This is a genomic window from Streptomyces zinciresistens K42 (genome assembly GCF_000225525.1).
Lineage (GTDB): Bacteria > Actinomycetota > Actinomycetes > Streptomycetales > Streptomycetaceae > Streptomyces > Streptomyces zinciresistens.
In genome coordinates this window covers 1-585 of sequence record NZ_AGBF01000482.1, presented here as the reverse complement: position 1 = coordinate 585, position 585 = coordinate 1, and the positions used below count along the sequence as shown (strand labels likewise).

General features: G+C 68.5%; 1 protein-coding gene. It reads right to left on the bottom strand.

Translation table 11 applies throughout. From position 1 onward, the window contains the following. Positions 1 to 585 (bottom strand): AMP-binding enzyme (locus tag SZN_RS37310; protein WP_007506626.1); only part of this gene is annotated, 585 nt, incomplete at both ends.

Below are 585 nucleotides of genomic sequence, written 5' to 3'. Positions count from 1 at the left end.
CGGCGACGAGTTCCTCCGCAGGACCGGACGGCGCCCGGTAGACGCAGTGACCCGCGGCCGGGTCCGGGGCCGGAAGAGCCGACCGGTCGGTCTTCCCGTTCGGCAGGAGCGGGAACTCCGCCAGGCTCACGAACACGGAAGGAACCATGAAATCCGGCAGCAACGTGCGCGCGTAGGAAGCCAGATCAGCCGGAACATCACCACTCGGCTGAGCGCAGACCACATACGCCACCAGCCGCAGCGATCCGCCGGCGTCCTCGCGCGCCGCGACCACGGCACCACCGACCTGCGGATGCCGGCGCAGAACCTCCTCCACCTCACCCAGCTCCACACGATGCCCACGCACCTTGACCTGACCGTCAACCCGCCCCAGAAAGTCCAGCTGACCATCCGGACGCCACCGCACCAGATCACCCGTCCGATACATCCGCCCCCCACCCACCACGAACGGATCAGGCAGATAACGCTCAGCCGTCAACCCCGGCCGCGCGTGATACCCCCGCGTCACACCCGCACCCGACAGAAACAACTCACCCACCGCACCCAACGGCACCGGCCGCAACCCCGCATCCAGCACATACGCCG